Genomic DNA, 17262 nt, shown 5'->3' on the forward strand with positions numbered 1-17262 from the left:
CGCCATGACTCCACACGTCACCCTGGAAAAATCCGTGACCCCGGACAACGACCGACTGCACGGCGCGCCCTACCGCGCCGAACCCTCCCGCTCGCTGGCCCTGATGGACGAGCCCACGGCATTGACGCCGCGCGAGCTGGAGGAGCGCCGCGTCATCCACCGCAACGACTCGGTCCGCGAACAGGCCGATGCGTTCCGCGAACTCCGCACACGCCTGCTGGCGCTCGGCGGCGAGCGCAACTTCGTCACCCTGGTGGCGCCGGTCAGCCATGGTTGCGGCGGCAGCTTCGTGGCGCGCAACCTGGCCACGGCGTTCGCGTTCGACGATACCAAGAGCGCCCTGCTCATCGACTGCGATGCGCTGCACCCCACCCAACACACCGCGCTGCGCGTGGATGCCGGCCATGGCGGCCTGATGGACTACCTGGACGACGGCGACACCGACCTGGGCCGCGTCCTGTACCGCACCGGCGTGCCGCGCCTGCGCCTGATCCCGAGCGGTCGCCAGCGCGAGACCACCGGAGAGGCGTTCAGCTCGTTCCGCATGCGCGCGATGATGGACTCGCTGCGCAGCCGCTATACCGACCGCTACCTGATCCTCGACAGCCCGTCGGTGCTCGGCTCGCCGGACGCGCGCATCCTGTCCGAACTCGCCGACCTCGTCGTGCTGGTGGCGGGGTACGGCAAGGTCACGCCGGAAAAGCTCGAGAAGGCCATCGGCAGCTTCCCCGCCGACAAGGTCGCCGGCGTGGTGTTCAACGAAATCCCGTAAGGCGGCAAGGAGCATCGGCATGCGACTCACCCATCCGCGCATCTCGGCCCTCGCCGCCGCCATGCTCGCCACGTTCTCCGGGCACGCGCTCGCCGCGCGCGTCGACTACACGATCGATGCGGGCATCGAGAACAACAGCAACGTGACGATGGCGCCTTCCGATCCGATCGAACAGCGTTACCTGCGTGCCGGCGTCGGTTTCAGCATCACCGAGAACGTATCGGCGCTGCAGCTGAACCTGGACGGCCGCGCCGAGTACCGCGACTACGAAGACGACATCTTCGCCGACACGGTCGACGGCACGCTGTCGGGACGCATGAACTGGGTGGCGATCCCGGGACGCCTGTTCTTCCAGGTGGAGGACAACCTGACGGTGCAGCCGGTGGATTCGCTGGTGCCCGACGGCCCCGGCAACCGCCAGCAGGTCAACGTGTTCTCCGCCGGCCCCACCGTGCTGTTCAACTGGACCTCGTCGCTGCACGGACAGGCCGAGCTGCGCTACGTGAACAGCGATGCGGAAGTCACCGACGAGTTCAACTCGCAGCGCCTGGCCGCCGCCGTCCGCACCATCAAGGACCTGTCGCCGACCAGCCGCGTGTCGTTGAACGTGCAGGCGCAGCGCGTGGACTTCGACGACGACATCGTGGCGCGCGACTACAACCGCTACGACGTCTACGGCCGCTACGTCCGCGAGCTGGCCAACTTCGAGCTCGGCGCCGACCTGGGTTATTCGCGCATCGACTACCGGCAGGGCGAATCGCGCTCGGAACCGCTGTTGCGTGCGGATGCGGAATGGAACCTGTCGCCGCGCAGCCAGCTGACCGCCGCCGTCTCCAGCCAGTTCTCGGACACCGCGACCGACGCGCTGGCGGGCATCCAGTCCGAATCGACCATCCCGCAGAACGTGCTGACCGGCGATGCGGTGGTCAACGCGTCCCCTTACGAGGTCCGCAGCCTGGACCTGGGCTATCGCTACACCACGACCCGTTTCAATACGTCGATAGCGCCGTATGCGCAGAAGCGCGACTACGTCGACTCCGACACCTTCGACCAGAAGACGCGCGGCGCGCGCTTCGACCTGCACTGGCTGATGCGGCGCTCGCTGACGCTGGGCAGCTACGCCACCTGGGAGCGGCTCGACTACACGCAGTTGAACCGCGAAGAGAGGACCTCGCGCGTGGGCGTGAGCCTGGAGTACCAGTGGGCACCGCGCTGGTCCGCGCGCCTGTACGGTGAGCGCTACAAGCGCGAGAGCACCGAGGTCAACCAGGACGTCGCGCAGAACATCGTCTACCTGAGCATCGCCTACTCCAACCGCTGAGGTGCCGGCATGAGTGCCAAGGCTTCCCCGTTGAAGACGCACGGCATCCCCAGCGCGGTGTTGCTGACGCTGGCCCTGCTGGTCGCCGCGATCGGCCACTGCGGCGCGGCCGACGCACCGGAAACCACCTCGCCCGCACCGCCGCCCGCGACCGCTGCGCAGGCGCCCGCGACATTGCCGCCCACCGCCGCACCGGCGACGGGAGCCGACCAGCTGAAGATCGACCTCTCGTTCGTGGACAGGAAGTCGCCTGCCTACGGGCGGTTCCGTGGCTGGGTGGACACGGCCGTGTCGGGCAGTCCCGGCTACGCCTTCAGCGCGAGCGACGCTGCCCTGATGTTCCTGCTCAGCGGCGGCGACAAGTACTGCGCGCTGGCCATCCGCATGGTCGAGAAGGAAGTGGGCGACGCGGAACGCGCGATCGCCGCCGGCTCGCGTCCGGAGATCGCGGGGGATTCCTATCTCGAGGTCGGCCCGCGCATCGCCGACCTCGCCATGACGCTGCATGCCTGCCGCGCCAGCATCGACCCACAGCAGCAGCAACGGTGGTCCGCTTTCGCCGAGCAGGCGGTGTGGAACGTCTGGAACCCCGCGCGCGCGCAATGGGGTGGGCGTACCCATACCTGGACCGGCTGGTCGATCGACAACCCCGGCAACAACTACTATTTCAGCTTCATCGAGGCGACGATGTACTGGGCGCTGGTCAGCGGCAGCCCGACCTGGATGGAAGAACTGCGGTCGCGGCGCCTGCCGCCGCTCAAGGCCTACTACGCGGAACTGCCGGGGGGCGGCAGCCGCGAGGGCACCGGTTATGGCGCCGCGCAGATGCGCCTGTTCGGCCTCTACCGGCTGTGGAAGGACAGCACGGGCGAAGACCTGGCCGCCGGCAACACGCATGCCCGCGACAGCATCCCGTACTGGATCCACGCCACCGTGCCCACGCTGGACCGGTTCGCCCCGATCGGCGACCAGGCGCGCAGCTCGGTGCCGGAACTGTTCGACTACCACCGCCGGCTGGTGCTGGAAGCACGCCAGCTGACGGCGGATGCGGATGCGCGCGCGGCCGCGTCCTGGTGGCTGCACAACATCTCGGTCCCGCGGATGGGCCAGGGCTTCAACAGCCGCTACGACCTGCTGCCGGATGGCGACGATGGCGCACCGCCCTCGGCGCTGGTCTACCACGCCGAAGGAGCGGGCCATCTGTTCGCACGCAGTGGCTGGGACAAGGACGCGATGTGGCTGTCGTTCGTCGCCGGACCGTACAACGAAAGCCACGCGCACCAGGACCAGGGATCGTTCACCCTGTTCGCACGCGACTGGCTGGCCGTATCGGAGAACATCTGGAGCCACAGCGGCATCCAGCAGGGCACGCCCGTGCACAACGTGGTGCGCTTCGAACGCGCCAATGCCGACGCCCAGCAGTGCGCGGCGCCGCGGGGCGACGTGGTGGTGCACCAGTGCGAAAGTCCGCGTTCGCGCTCGAAGGTGACCATCACCCCGCGTCCCGAGGGCGGCGTCACGGCCGAGGCCGACCTGACCCCCGTGTACCGCGACAACCCCGCGCTGCAGTCGTGGCAGCGGCGCATCGACTTCGGCGGCCGCACGCTGCTTGTCCAAGACCGGTTCCGTCTCGGTGCGGGCACGCGCGCCATCTTCCAGGTCAATGTCCCCGAGCGCCCCGTCATCCAGGGCAACGAAGCCATCGCCGGCAGGCTGCGCATCCGCGTGCTCGAACCTGCCAACCCCACCCTGCGGATCCACACCTGGAGCGATGACGATGCGCAGGAATTCCGCCGCGGCTGGCGGGTGGATGTGGCCGGCGGCCAGGACGGCTACAAGGTCGAACTGAGCGAAAAATAGCCGTCGACACTCCCCTCGCCGCAGTGCCGATCCCTGCTCCCACGGAGCGGGCACCCCATCACAATCCCGGCAACTCCCCTGCCGCTGGCTGAACCGTCCGGTATTTCTGTGATCCAGGGCGTCCGTTTTGAAAGATGCCCCACGTTATGATCCGCCCCGCCGTTGCGCGGGTTCGCGTGTAGCGAGGGGGCGCTGCAGCGGGTAGCCACAGCCTTATGGGCGTGGTCATCAATCCAGTCCGTGCCCGGTTTTCTTGCCAGGAGAACCCCTTTGTCGCGCACGACCCCTTCCCCCCGCCGTACCCGCCGGTTGCCGATCGCCCTGTTCGTGGGCGCTGCCACCCTCACCACCCTGACGGCTGCCAGCGCAGCGGGCGGCCTGTTCGGCCTCCGCGCCCAGGCGCTCGCGTCCAGCAGCTGGACCCAGGTCGAAGACGATTTCGCCGAGCTGCGCCAGGACACGCGCGACAGCGTCCTGCGCTTCTGGACCCGCGTCTCGTCCAGCACGAAGATCGCGCGCCGCGCGCGCGACCGTGCCGGCCAGGCCGCCGCGACGACCACGCCCAACACCCCGATCGCCGACACGGGCAGCATCGCGCCGGTCGCACCCGTCGTCGACTCGACCCCGGTGCTGAGCAGCGGTGGCCGGGTCAGCTCCAACTCCTCTCGCCCGCGCCTGGTCAACCTGCCCATGCCGGTGCCTGCCGTGGACAAGAGCTCCGCCGCCTACACCCGCTTCAAGGGCTGGGTGGACAGCGCCGTCGCCGGCAACCGCGGCTACGGTTTCAGCGCCGCCGAGGCCGCGCTGATGTACCAGCTGTCGCCGGAGGCCAAGTACTGCACGCTGGCCGTGCAGATGGTCGAAGAGCAGGTCACCGCCGCGGAAGCCGCGATCGCCTCCGGCGGCCGCCCCGCCGTCGCCGGCGACTCCTACCTCGAAGTGGGCCCCTACATCGCCGACCTTGCGTCCACCATGACGGCCTGCGGCGGCAACATCACCGCGACCCAGCGCACCCGCTGGTCCAATTACGCCGAACAGGCGGTCTGGAACGTCTGGAACTACAACAACGCCAGCTGGGGCGGCCGCAGCCACCCGTGGTCGGGCTGGTCGGTGACCAACCCGGGCAACAACTACTACTACAGCTTCGTCGAAGCGACGATGTACTGGGCACTGGCCAGCGGCAACAGCACCTGGTTCAACTTCCTGCGCGACAACAAGCTGGCTGCCCTGCAGACCTATTTCGCCCGCCTCCCGGGCGGCGGCAGCAGCGAAGGCACCGGCTACGGCACGTCGCACATGCGGTTGTTCTCGCTGTACCGGATCTGGCGCGATGCCACCGGCTACGATCTGGCCAATGCCAACACGCATGCCTCGGACAGCATTCCGTACTGGATCCATGCCACCGTGCCGACGCTGGACCGGTTCGCGCCGATCGGCGACCAGGCCCGCAGCTCGGTGCCGGACATCTACGACTACCATCGCCGCCTCGTGCTTGAAGCCCGTTCGGTCGCCACCAACCCGGTGGTGCAGAACCAGGCGACCTGGTGGCTCAACAACATCTCGATCGCCCGCATGGGCTCGGGTTTCAACTACCGCTACGACCTGCTGCCGGCCGGCACCACGGCCAGCGTGCCGACCGACCTGATCTACCACGCCCGCGGCACCGGCCACCTGTTCGCCCGTACCAGCTGGACGCGCGACGCGATGTGGCTGGCGATCGTGGCCGGCCCGTACAACGAGAGCCATGCCCACCAGGACCAGGGTTCGTTCACGCTGTTCTCGGGTGACTGGCTGGCGGTCACCGCCAACATCTGGAGCCGCAGCGGCATCAACCAGGGCACCGACGTGCACAACCTGGTGCGCTTCGTCCGCAACGGCACGGTGGCGCGCCAGTGCGAGTCCACCACCAGGGCTTCGACGCTGACCGTCAATCCGGGCAGTGGCGGCGCCTTCACCGCCGACGCCAACCTGACGCCCGCGTTCTGCAACGCCGACGCGGTGACCAACTGGCAGCGCAACTTCAACTTCGCCAACCGCCGCCTGACCGTGCGCGACACGTTCTCGATCACCAGCGGCACCACCGCGACGTTCCAGGTGAACGTGCCGGTCGCGCCGACCCTGGTGAACAGCCGCGAAGCCACCGCCGGCCGCCTGCGCGTCCGCGTGCTGGAACCGGCGAACGCGACGATCAACAGCAACTTCAGCAGCGGCAAGTACGTCGAGGACGGCGCCCGCTACCGCATCGACGTGCAGGGCGGCACCACCGGCTACGTGGTGGAACTGAGCGAGATCTGATCCCGCGGGATCAGACAGACGGCTGGGGCCGCCGCCCGCGCACACGCAGGCGGCGGCGCATGTCCAGCAGCGACACCGGCAGGCAGCTGATCGACATCAGCCGGAGCCGTTCCAGCGTGGGACGCTCGAGCAGGGCCTGCATCACCAGCGCACGCGCAGGCTGCAACCGGCGGGCATGGATCAGGTGCCTCGCGAAATCGGTGCGGATCGACCGCACCTTCCACCGCACCAGCGACGCCGGCAGCGACAGCTGCGCGCCCAGGCCTTCGGCATTGCGGATCTCCGCGTCCGCGCAGCGCTCGATACGGCTGGTCAGGCTGCCCTCGACCGGTGTGTAGTGCCCCACCAGGCCGGGACAGGCGCGCACCCGCCATCCGGCATGCGCGATCCGCAGCCACAGGCTGTAGTCCTCCGCACCGATCAGTTCGCGGGCCTCGAAGAACCCGCCCATCGCATCGAATACCTCGCGGCGCACGACCGTCATCGACGTGCAGATCCGGTTGCGGCGCCACAACTGGGCGAAATCCATCTCCGCCGGCAAGGACGCACGGTCCTTGCGTGCGCCGCCGTGCAGCAGGCCCGTGCGCGGATCGTTGGCCAACGGCATCTGCGCCTGCATCTTGTGCGGCAGCCAGCTGTCGTCGGCATCGAGGAAGGCGACCCACGGCGTCGACGTCGCGCGCACGCCCGTGTTGCGTGCGCTGGCCGGGCCGGCGTTGTCCTGTCGCAGCAGCGTCACCGCGCCACCATAGCCGGCCACGATGCGCGCGAGCTCGGCGCCATCCGGCGAGCCGTCGTCGACCACCACGATCTGGCGGGGTGGCAGGGTCTGCGCGACGACGCTGTCGAGCGCATGGGACAGCGTGGCCGCCGCCCGGTAGGCGGGGATCACTACGGCGTAGTCCGGAACCGTCGCGGGGGAAGACGGCGCCATGGTCAGGCGGGCCTGGACACGGGACTTCGCTTGCGCAGCGCGTGCGCCACGTAGTGCAGCATGCACCACGCGGACCGGAGCCACGGCAGCCGCTCGACATCCCGGTAGATGCGCCACTGCCAGCCGGCCGCCCGCAGCTTGTTCGACGACACCGAACCGTCGCGCACCAGGTAGTAGGCCAACGGCACGGAATCCGTGACCCGCTCGGCGTGCCCGGCGCGGCGCACGCGGTCCAGCCAGAACACGTAGTCCTCGTGCCCCATCTTCTGGAATTCCGCCTCACCCAGCGAACGCTCGTAGATGCCGGTCAGGTTGCCGATGCGATTGCTGTGCAGCATGTCGGCATAGTCGACGCGCTGCGGCGGCACCACGGCGGTCAGCGGCGTGCCGTCTTCGGCGACGCGCTGGTAAGCGGTGTAGCAGACCCGGGCGCCCGTGCGCTGCATGTGGTCCAGCTGCAGCGCCAGCTTGTCGGGCGTCCACCAGTCGTCGCTGTCGAGGAAAGCGACGTGGCTGCCACGTGCCGCCTGCAGCCCGCGGTTGCGGGCGGCCGCGACACCGCCGTTGGCCTGGTGGATCGCGACCACGCGCGGATCGCGCGCGGCGTAGTCGTCCATGATCGCCGGTGACCCGTCCTTCGATCCGTCGTTGACCAGGATCAGCTCCACATTACGGTGGCTCTGTTCCAGTACCGACTCGATCGAACGCCGCATCGTGGCCTGGGCGTTGTAGACCGGCATCACCACGCTGACCAGTGGCGGCTCCCGCGGATCGGTCCCGGACGCGTCGACCGTCATGCCGCCGCCTGCGCCGCCTTGCCGCCCACCCACGACGCGCGCGGCGCGGGCAACACGTAGTCGCGGTAGTCACCGGGATTGCCCTGCAGCCCGGCTTCGGCGGCCTTGACGATGTTGTAGGACTCGCGGGCGCTGACGTAGTGCAGTACATAGCGCGTGCCGTCGTTGTAGGCCGACTCCAGGTAGTCGTGCATGGCGTCCACGGGCTTGCCGAGGAGCGTATCCATGTCGCCTTCCTGCGTGCCGTGCGTGTGGATCTTCACGAATACCCATTCCGGACGTCCCTGCACATGCACGCCGGCACGCACCCACGCGTCCACGCGCGCGGGGGTCGGCGGCTGCCCGCCGCGGACATCGGCGTTCTCGATGCGCGGCACGAGGCCCATGCGGCGGTCCTTCCAGTTCAGGCCCAGCGGCCCCTGGATCAGCATCAGGTCGCCGCTCGCCTGTCCGCCGACGCGTACCGGCACGCCGCGGTCGTGCGACTTGGGTGCATGCGGATCGTCGGTCGCGTAATAGATGCTGTTGATCGTGCTGGTCTGGGTGTCGCTGGGCGCGGACGGCAAGGTGAAGTCGGCATAGCAGCCGAGTTCGCGCAGCAGGACCAGTTCGTTGTCCAGGCCGCACCAGCGGCCGTCCGGACGCGAGTTGTCCAGGCACCAGTTGCCATGGATGAAGCCGAAGCGCAGCTCGCCGGTGGCGGGGTCGCGTGGCAGTGCGCCGTGCCGGTCGTGCAACACGCGGCAGAAGCGCGACATGCCTTCCTTGAAGTTGGCCTCGGTGTCGTTGTCGTGGTGCAGGTGCACTTCGATCTCGCCATAGCCGTCCGCGCACAGCGAGGACAGCTTGTCGAGGTATTCGGGCACGTACTCTTCTTCGGGATAGAAGAAGCTGTGCTGCGGCGGGCGGCCATCGGCATCGCGGTGCTTGCCGGCCAGCGCGCGGTAATCGCGGCACCAGCGGTCGACGCGTTCGCGCTGGGTGGCTTCGTCCGCACCGTGCCACATGGGCTCGAAGTGGTCGACGAAGCAGAACATCACGTGCACCGGCCGCTTCGCGGCCGGGACGCGCGGGCGGCGCAGGTAGTTGCCGATCCAGACTTCCATGTTGCGCGAGCGCAGCAGCGTCCACACCGCCAGCGTGGCCACCACGGCGATCAGTGCCGCGCCTGCCGCCAGCCAAATCAGACCGTTCAAGCATCCCCCGAAATCCGCGTGCGACCACGCTCCGTCACTCTTTCAACGTGACACGACGCGGAGACCGGCCATGCGGAAGGATGCGTGGAGGATCAGTTCGCCTGCGGCAGTGCGCGCAGTTCGAAGCCCTGCGCCTTCCAGGCCGGCAGCAGTTCGCGCAACAGCAGCAGCGAATGCTCGCTGTCGTCGTGCATCAGGATGATGTCGCCGTCGCGCGGCGGATGCCGCTGGATCGTCTCCAGCAACTCCGGCACGGGGCGACGGCTGTAATCGAGGCTGTCGTACGACCAGTAGTCGATGCGATGCCGCCGGCTGACCAGGCGGGCCAGCATCGGCAACGTCAGTACGCCACGCGGCGGACGGAACGCGTGGCGGCTGCGTCCGTCGATGCCCTGCAGCAGCTGCTCGGTGCGGGCGATCTCGTCCATCTGCTGGTTCAGGGTCAGCGACTCGAACAGCGGGTGCGAGTAGGAGTGGTTGCCCAGCGTGTGGCCTTCCGCCGAGATGCGGCGCGCCAGCGCGTCGTGCTTTTCCACTTCGCGCCCCACCAGGAAGAAGCTGGCCTTGGCATCGTGTTCCGCCAGCAGGTCCAGCAGCGCCGGGGTAAAGCCGGGATGCGGGCCATCGTCGAACGTCAGGTACAGGCTACGGCCGCCCTTCGCAGGACCGGACGTCGCGAGCCACCCGTTGGGCAGGAAACGCAGCAGTTTCAGGCGACGCGGACGCGGATTCATGGGCGACAGGGGTGCGGCAGGAAAGGAAGGTTCAAGACACGCGTCCCTGCATCGCCATCTCACCGGAGGGCGCGTCCCTGGCTTCGTCCTTGTAGAGGCCATGGTACCGCTCCGCCATGGTCCGGAACGAAGCCTCCGCCTGCGCCCAGCTACGGCCTGCGCGGCCCATCCCGGCGGCGCGCCCGTCTTCGCGCAGCAGCGCGATCAATGCCGTCGCCAGCGCGGCCGCATCCGCCGGAGGCACCAGCCGCCCGTTGACGCCGTCGCGGACGATCTCGCGGTTGCCGCCGACATCGGTCGCCACGATGGGCAGCCCTGCCGCACAGGCTTCCAGCAGTGCGATCGAATAGCCCTCGCTGGCCGACGACAGGGTGAACACCTCCATCCCCGTCAGCAGCCGCGGCACATCGTGCCGGTCACCGAGGAATTTCACCGCGTCCGCCAGTCCCGCCTGCGCCACCTGCGTTTCCAGGGCCTCGCGCAAGGGGCCGTCGCCGACGATGGCCAGCACCGCCTCCGGCACCTGCGTGCGCACCTTCGCGAACGCGCGCAGCAGCAGCGCGTGGTCCTTCACCGGCTGCAGCCGGCCGACCGTACCGATGATGCGGCTGCCGGCAGGCCAGCCGAGTTCGGCGACGAGCGCCTGCCGGGCGGCGGCATCGGCGGCGCGGAAGCGCTCCAGGCGGATGCCGTTGGGCACCGCCAGCAATCCGCGTCGCGGGCTGACGCCCTCTTCGGCGAACCGCTGGCGCGCCGCTTCGCAGACCGCGACCACATGGTCGGTGGCGCGCATGCTCTGCCGGTACAGCCACTCCTGACGCCCGCTGTGCGAGCGTCCGCCCATGCCGTGGCGGGTGTTGATGCGGCACCGCACCGGCAGCCCCAGCGACGCGACGACGGCGTAGTAGTGGGCCATGGCGTTGTGCGTGTGGATCACCGCGCCGGGCGACTGGCGCAGCAGCGCGCGCGCGCGGCGCAGCGCGCGCAGATCTAGCCCGGACTGCTTGCCGCAGGCATCGACGCGCACGCCGGCCGCCAGCAGTTCGCGTGCCAGCAGGCCGAGCTTGAACAGGCAGATCACCCGGCACTGGTGTCCCGCCTCGCGCTGGCTGGCGATCAGGTCGACCACCGTACGCTCCAGTCCGCCGCGGTCCAGGTTCTCGACGACGTGCACGATGTCCATCAGTGGTGGTTCCCCAGTTCCGAAACGGTGACCCGCTGCTTGCCGCTGGGGGTCAATGGAATCTCGTCCGTGAGACGGAAGTTCAGCGCGACGCTGTCGCCGACCACCTTCACCAGCTCCTTGCGCACCAGATCGATGACCGACGCATCGAACCCCTTGTCCGGCACCAGCAGGATGTCGAACGCGTCCAGTTGCTTCTGCACGACCTGGTAGCGGCGGATGCCGGTCGCATAGAGGAACGCGTACACGACGTACTCGCCCGGCACGAAGCGGCCATCCGGCGTGCGCAACGCATCCAGCTTGCGTCCGTCCACCCGCGCCACCCGCGGCAGTCCGCGTCCGCAGCCGCAGCGCCCGTGCCCCGCCGTGGCGAGGTCGCCGTTGACGTAGCGCACCAGCGGCATGCCGAAGTTGTGCAGGTCGGTGACCACCAGTTCGCGCGGACCATCCGCGGCCGCACCGGCGTCGCCGTCGTGGCCGAGTTCCACCATCAGGTGGTCGGCGTTGACGTGCAGCCCATCGCGATGCTCGCATTCGGCCGCGATCAGCATGAATTCGCGGCAGCCGTACGTGTTGTAGGCCGGCGCGCCGAACGCCTGCTCGATGCGCTGCTTCTGTCCTTCGTGCAAGGCTTCGGCCGCCCCCAGGATGCGCGCCGGCGCATGCACGCGACGGCCGCTGGCCACCAGCCAGTCCGCCATTTCGACGATCGGGGCCACGTAGGAGACGATGGTCTCCGGGCGGAAGCGGTCGATCGCGTCGGCGTACTCCGCCATCCTGGCGCGGTCCATCTCGAAGGCATTGAGCATGCGACGATTGAACGCACCGTGGAACAGGCGATCCTTGCGCTTCTGCGCACCGATCGGCGTTCCCCACAGGTACAGCGTGCGCTGGCCCAGGCGCGCGCCCGCCCAGCCGTAGCCGCGCCACATGATGGCGACGCGGCGCTCGTAGCTCTCGCGGGTGTAGCCGAACTTCAGGGGTTCGCCGGTCGATCCACCCGTGGTCTTGTACAGCAGCTCCGGCCGGTAGGCGTCGGCGATCAGGCGCTCGAAGTGCGCGCGGATGGTGGGCTTGTCCAGCACCGGCAGCCGCGCGAAATGCGCGCGGTCGCGGATGTCTTCCGGTCCGGCGATGCCGAGCGCCGACCACGTCTCGCGGTAGTACGGCACATGGTCCCAGCATTGGCGCAGCAGGCGCTGCAGCTTCTGCCATTGCAGTGCATCGATCTGCTCGGGGTCCAACCACTGCTGGCGCTCGTACTCGCGCAGGTAGGACAGGGTCTTGCGACCGCGCATACCGGACTCGTAGGCCGGGAACAACACGTGGCGGAACAGCGGCTCGTAGAGGCCGGTCACGAGATCCCCTCCCTGGCGCGACCATGCGCCCACGCCAGCAGTTGGGCTCCGGCGCGCGGACGGCTGGCAGCGAAACGCCGGTGCATGAGTTGCAGGTGTTCGATGTCGTCGCGGGTCCAGCAGCGGAGCAGCAGCGTGAACAACGCGTAAGACAGCACCAGCACCGCGCCGCCGAGCAGGACCGCCGCCCACGGGACCAGATGCCCGCGCAAGGGCCAGCTCAGGGCCGCCGCCAACGCACCCGCCAGCAGCACACGGCCCAGTGCGCCCCAGGCCAGCCGCGCGTGGCTGACCCGGATCGCGAGCGAGATGTACAGCGTGGCGTTGACCAGGGCCACGATCAGATAGCCGACCACCGCGCCCACCAGGGCGAAGTGGGCGATCAGCACGGCCGCCAGCGTCAGCTTCAGCGCGCCGCTGGTCAGCGCCAGCACCAGGATGCTGCGCTGGCGGTCCGCACTGACCAGCAGGCTGGAGGCGCCCTGCGCCATCGTCGTCAGGCAGGTCGCGAACAGGCAGGCGGAGAACAGTGGGCCCGCCGCCCAGTATTCGCGTCCGTACAGCAGGTGGATCACGTCGTCGCCGAACACCAGGCCGAACGCCATCAGCGGCGTCGCCAGCAGGGACAGGTAGTGGGTGGTACCGACGAAGCGCCGGGCCGCGACCTCCCTGCCCTGGCTGAGCGCGCTCGCCATCATCGGCAGCAGCAGCGCACCGAACACGCCCGGCACCAGCGCGGCCGCACCGACCGCCAGCTGGTAGGCCACCTTGAACTGGCCGGCGTCGTGGCTGTCGGCGTACAGGTTGAGGAACATCACCTCCACCTCGCTGGCCACCAGGAAGCTGACCGATACGGTCAGCGCCGTCCAGCGCATGTGGTGGCCGATGCGCGCACGCAGGACCGGCGGGAGCACCACTCCCGGCTCGCGCGGCGGCAGCAGCGGACGGATCTGCCGCAGCGACACCACGTAGAACACGATGCCCGACAGCGAGAACACCGCCAGCAGCCATTCCACCGGCGCGTTCAACTGCCACGCCGCGATCACCAGCAGCAGGTTGATCGGCGTGGACACGAGCGCCACGATGGCGGTCGCGCGGAAGTTCTCGAAGCCCTTCGCCACGCCGATGTTGAACATGTACGACGAACGCAGCACCACGCCGACGATCAGGAAGCCCAGCAGCAGCGTGTGGTTCATGCCCGGTGCGACTTGGTCGCCGGCGAAGATGAAGAGCGCGGCGCCCGCCAGCAGCACGAACAGCATGAACACCCGCTGCGCACGCCGCAGGTAGGTGAGCACGTAGGGAATCTGTTCCAGGTGTCCCGAGCCGCGCAGCTCGGCGATGAACTTGATCGCGGCACTGGCCGTGCCCGAATTGGTGGTCGCCACGCCCATCGCCACCAGCCAGATCACCAGACTGTAGGTACCGAAGCCGTCGGGCCCCAGGTGCCGGGCAATGATGATCGACGTGAGCATGCCGAGCACGTACTCGGTGTACATGCCCACCGAGGAGAAGAAGGTATTGCTGAGCGTGCGCGAGCGGTCGTTCATGCCAGGGCCAAAAGGACCTTCACGGTCAGGTACAACCCGATAACGCCAATTACGGCGTAGGCGGGCCAGCGGATGATGTCCTTCTCGAGCGAAAACGCCGGCAGGCTCGGATAGATCGTGCGCATGCGCGTGTAGTGCCCCACGACGAGCGCGACCAGCAGGTACAGGATCACGACGTAGCTGCGGCTGAGGAAGAACGCGGCCGTGAAGAAGCCGGTCAGCGAGATCAGCATGCACAGGCTCAACGCCTTGTCGGTCTTCCAGTCCCTGAGCGCGACGTCGTCGGGCACCTCCATCGGCACGTCGTCGATGATGTCGTCGCCACGGTTCACGATCGCCATCATCATGCGGAAGCAGTAGCCGACGATCGCCAGCCAGACCGTGAAGCCGACGATGCCGGTTTCGGCCAGCACCAGCACGAACGAGTTGTGCGCGGTCAGTTCGTGCAGGTCCGAATAGCCGCCGGCGCCGATGCCGAACACCGGGCTGCCGATGAACATCTGGATGCCTTCGTACCATGACTCCACGCGACCCATCGCGGACGCTTCGGACACATCCATTTCCTGCATGCGCGAAGGCAGCATCATCAGACCGCCGAGCGCGCCCGCACCCAGCAGGCCCGCCAGGAACATGCCGCGCGTGCGCCAGACGTACACGCCCAGCATGGCGACCAGGGCCAGCAGCGTGCCGCGCGAGTTGGTCAGGTAGCAGCCCCATACCAGCAGCACGATGGCCGTCCACCAGAACAGGCGTTTCAGGCCCAGCCATCCACCGCGGGCGCTGAGGTAGAACGCCATCGGCAGGCACATGACGAACAGCATGCCGAGGTCGTTCGGGTCATTGAAGATGCCGACGTACTGGATGCGCGTGCCCTGCGACAGCTCCACGCCGGTCCAGCCGATGCCGGTGCTGGCCTGGTCGATGCCGTGCACCGCCAGTACACAGGCGCACACCACGAACACGCCCATCGCCGTCTGCATGCGCGCGCGCGTGTCCACTGCATTGGCGAGCAGCACGTAGGCCAGCAGCACCGGGGCGAACACGAAGAACACGAACAGTGCGCCGCCGGCCCAGCCGTTCACCACCTTGGACACCATGGCGATGAACAGGAAGACCGGGATCAGCAGGTACTGCGGCTGGTTGAACGACTTGCGCTGCGAGAACACCCACAGGCCCGCGGCGAGCACCAGCGCGATCGATTGCAGCGGCGGGCCGGGCGATTCGGCCACTGCCGGGTAGTCCTGCGGCCGGATCAGCACCAGGACCAGGTACACCAGGATGAAGTAGAACATCGTCCCCTGTCGCTCCCTGCCTCAGCCCGTACGCATGCGCGAGGCATAGGTGAACAGTTCCGGCATCGCCATCATGGCCTGGAACCAGGGCATGTCCATGTGGCGCTCCACCGGCAGACGGGGCAAGGCGAACTGCGTGCGCGGGCTCAGTCGTCCCACCCCGGCCACGTAGCTGCAGCCCAGGCGGAAGCCGGCGGCGCGCACCGCTTCCACCGTGTCGTGGTTGAACGCATCGGGACCGCCCACCGGATAGGAAATGACCCGTGCCGGCACGCCCAGTTCGCGCTCGAGCGCGTGCTTGGAGTCGCGCACCTCGGCCACCATCGACGGCAGCGACAGCTTGGCCAGCATGCGGTGGTCGACGCCGTGCGATCCGATCTCCATGCCGCCGCGCTGCATCTCGCGCAGCTGGTCCCAGGTCATGGGACGGCAATCGGGATGGCCGACCGCGCGCGGGATGCCCCACGCCGCTTCCAGCCGGGCCACCAGCGCCGCCTGGTGCTCGTCGTCCAGCAGCTTCACGCGGTACAGCAGGTCGGCGGCCTGCTGGCGCCGGTCCGCCAGCGTCTCTTCCAGCACCCAGTCGATGCCCAGTTCGGGCACGTCCACCCGGGTACCGGCCGGCGCGGAGCACAGCATGTGCACCAGCCAGTCGTAGGCGTAAGGGCGTCCGGAGTCGATATGGCCGGTGGAGACGAAGAACATCGCCGACATGCCCAGGTCGCGCAGGATCGGGAAGGCGATGCGGTAGTTGTCGTCGTAGCCGTCGTCGAAGGTCACCAGCGTCGCCCCGTCGGGCAACGGCCGGCCCTGCTCGGCCAGCTCGAGTACCTCTTCGAAGCGCATCGGCACGAAATGGGACTTCAGGTGCTGCATCTGCTGGCGGAACACGTCCGCCGACGCGCTGATCAGTTCCCGGTCGAAGCTGAAGCCGTCCGGCTCCGACGCTTCCAGTACGCGGTGGTAGGCGAGCACGCGCAGCTCGCCATGCGCGCTCGGTCGCACGCGTTTCAGCAATGGCAGCGCACCCAGCCGGTGGCACCAGCGTGCCAACAGCTGTCGGCGCCCTACGCGCGCCGCGACGCTCATCGATGATCCCCTGGCCATCATCTTCCGCAGTTTGGCAACTCTTGCCTGTGCCCGTGAATACGCAAAAAGCAGTCGCACTCGGCCAGCCCCCGCCCTGGCCGGATCGCCCCCCGGATCGCGTATAGCAGGGAAAGCGGATACTACGCGCCACACAGGCGCCGGCGGCAACACAGGGGCGCGTCACAGATGTCGGACGACACCGACTTCGTCAGCATGTACGAAGAACTGGGGCTGGATGCGGAATGCGGTATGGACGCGTTCAAGCAGGCCTATCGCCGGCGCGTGGCCGCGCTGCATCCGGATACCCAGGGCGCCGCGTCGGACCTGCCGCGCCTGCAGCGGTTGAACCGCCTCTATGAAGCGACACTGGATTTCCACCGCGTGCATGGACGCCTGCCCGGCGCTTCGGCACCGCGCATCGCGCGCGCCGCGCCGCCACGACAGCCCGCGCCGGTCTGGGACGCGCCTGAAGACGCGGATGCCGTTGCCGCCCCGCGCAGCGGCCGCCGGCGCTACCTGCTGATCGCTGCGTTGCTGGCGGCGCTGCTCTACTGGCTCGGCGCCACCCGCACCTCGGTGCCGACGCTGGACCCGGCCGGTCCCGGTGGCGATGCCGCGACGGCCGCCTGGCAGCCTTCATCGCCCAGGCAGCTGGAGCTGGGCATGAGCAGCGAGCAGGCGCGACGGATCCTGGGCGATCCCAGCACCGAGCACGCAGCGCGCTGGCAGTACGGACCGTCCTGGGTCGATTTCGAGTGCGGCAAAGTGGCGGGCTGGTACAGCGCACCCGCGAAACCATTGCAGGTCGGCCGCGAGTCGGCGCACCAGGCCACGGAAAGTGGTCGCGGCGCGGCGGCCTGCGGCTGAGCGGACACGGAAAA

At 68.6% G+C, this 17262-nt stretch carries 14 protein-coding genes; 5 read left to right on the plus strand and 9 right to left on the minus strand.

Features of this window, described 5'->3' with window-relative positions:
- Window positions 1-4: 4 nt before the first annotated feature.
- From AC04MD_RS17250 to AC04MD_RS17265, 4 genes are all read left to right on the plus strand, one after another.
- Complete coding sequence (locus AC04MD_RS17250; protein ID WP_475498489.1) at window positions 5-772, plus strand: P-loop NTPase family protein; 768 nt, start codon at window positions 5-7, stop codon at window positions 770-772.
- A 19-nt stretch (window positions 773-791) separates the two neighbouring features.
- Window positions 792-2093 carry a hypothetical protein gene (locus AC04MD_RS17255; RefSeq protein WP_475498490.1) on the plus strand — a complete coding sequence of 434 codons (1302 nt, stop codon included), beginning with the start codon at window positions 792-794 and terminating at the stop codon, window positions 2091-2093.
- A 9-nt stretch (window positions 2094-2102) separates the two neighbouring features.
- A complete protein-coding gene (locus AC04MD_RS17260; protein WP_475498491.1) occupies window positions 2103-3953 on the plus strand; it encodes a heparinase II/III family protein in 1851 nt (616 codons plus the stop codon).
- Window positions 3954-4223: 270 nt separating this feature from the next.
- Window positions 4224-6248, plus strand: a complete 2025-nt coding sequence (locus AC04MD_RS17265) for a heparinase II/III family protein (RefSeq protein WP_475498492.1) — start codon at window positions 4224-4226, stop codon at window positions 6246-6248.
- A gap of 10 nt (window positions 6249-6258) precedes the next feature.
- Here AC04MD_RS17265 and AC04MD_RS17270 read toward each other — a convergent pair whose 3' ends face one another.
- From AC04MD_RS17270 to AC04MD_RS17310, 9 genes are all read right to left on the minus strand, one after another.
- Window positions 6259-7182 (minus strand): glycosyltransferase family 2 protein, encoded by a 924-nt coding sequence (locus tag AC04MD_RS17270; RefSeq protein ID WP_475498493.1) that lies wholly within the window; start codon window positions 7180-7182, stop codon window positions 6259-6261.
- Window positions 7183-7184: 2 nt separating this feature from the next.
- A complete protein-coding gene (locus AC04MD_RS17275; RefSeq protein WP_475498494.1) occupies window positions 7185-7979 on the minus strand; it encodes a glycosyltransferase family 2 protein in 795 nt (264 codons plus the stop codon).
- Entirely contained in the window at window positions 7976-9175 is a 1200-nt protein-coding gene (locus AC04MD_RS17280) for a hypothetical protein (protein ID WP_475498495.1), read from the minus strand. Before AC04MD_RS17280 ends, AC04MD_RS17275 begins: the two co-directional genes overlap by 4 nt.
- 92 nt (window positions 9176-9267) lie before the next feature.
- Window positions 9268-9909 (minus strand): polysaccharide deacetylase family protein, encoded by a 642-nt coding sequence (locus AC04MD_RS17285; protein ID WP_475498496.1) that lies wholly within the window; start codon window positions 9907-9909, stop codon window positions 9268-9270.
- A gap of 31 nt (window positions 9910-9940) precedes the next feature.
- Window positions 9941-11092 carry a GT4 family glycosyltransferase PelF gene (gene pelF / locus AC04MD_RS17290; RefSeq protein ID WP_475498497.1) on the minus strand — a complete coding sequence of 384 codons (1152 nt, stop codon included), beginning with the start codon at window positions 11090-11092 and terminating at the stop codon, window positions 9941-9943.
- Window positions 11092-12450: a phenylacetate--CoA ligase family protein gene (locus tag AC04MD_RS17295; protein ID WP_475498498.1), complete on the minus strand. Its 1359-nt coding sequence runs from the start codon at window positions 12448-12450 to the stop codon at window positions 11092-11094. Before AC04MD_RS17295 ends, pelF begins: the two co-directional genes overlap by 1 nt.
- Window positions 12447-14000 (minus strand): oligosaccharide flippase family protein, encoded by a 1554-nt coding sequence (locus AC04MD_RS17300; RefSeq protein ID WP_475498499.1) that lies wholly within the window; start codon window positions 13998-14000, stop codon window positions 12447-12449. The genes AC04MD_RS17295 and AC04MD_RS17300 overlap by 4 nt, the downstream gene beginning before the upstream one ends.
- The gene (locus tag AC04MD_RS17305) at window positions 13997-15292 is read right to left on the minus strand and encodes an O-antigen ligase family protein (protein ID WP_475498500.1); all 1296 of its coding nucleotides are present in this window, start codon (window positions 15290-15292) and stop codon (window positions 13997-13999) included. Before AC04MD_RS17305 ends, AC04MD_RS17300 begins: the two co-directional genes overlap by 4 nt.
- A gap of 21 nt (window positions 15293-15313) precedes the next feature.
- Window positions 15314-16381, minus strand: coding sequence for a polysaccharide deacetylase family protein (locus tag AC04MD_RS17310; protein ID WP_475498501.1), 1068 nt, complete (start codon window positions 16379-16381; stop codon window positions 15314-15316).
- Window positions 16382-16567: 186 nt separating this feature from the next.
- Between AC04MD_RS17310 and AC04MD_RS17315 the strand changes: the two genes are divergently transcribed.
- Entirely contained in the window at window positions 16568-17248 is a 681-nt protein-coding gene (locus AC04MD_RS17315) for a hypothetical protein (protein ID WP_475498502.1), read from the plus strand.
- Window positions 17249-17262: the final 14 nt, after the last annotated feature.

The organism is Pseudoxanthomonas sp. LjRoot206, assembly GCF_056175725.1.